The 234-nt window shown below is 48.7% G+C and carries 1 rRNA gene; it reads right to left on the bottom strand.

The features are described from left to right. Window positions 1-234 (bottom strand): 16S ribosomal RNA (locus KGF45_RS19945); the annotation flags it as partial.

The following is a 234-nucleotide window of genomic DNA, read 5'->3' as shown; positions in this document are numbered from 1 at the left end:
GATCACCCTCTCAGGTCGGCTACTGATCGTCGCCTTGGTAAGCCGTTACCTTACCAACTAGCTAATCAGACGCGGGTCCATCCTGTACTGGCTCACCTTTGATATTCAAGAGATGCCTCTCAAATATATTATCCCGTATTAGCATACCTTTCGGTATGTTATCCGTGTGTACAGGGTAGGTTACCCACGCGTTACTCACCCGTACGCCGCTCTTTACCGAAGTAAATCGCTCAA

Origin of the sequence: Clostridioides sp. ZZV14-6154, from assembly GCF_020657785.1 — a bacterium.
Classification (GTDB): Bacteria; Bacillota; Clostridia; order Peptostreptococcales; family Peptostreptococcaceae; genus Clostridioides.
This window is presented reverse-complemented; position numbering and strand designations above follow the sequence as displayed.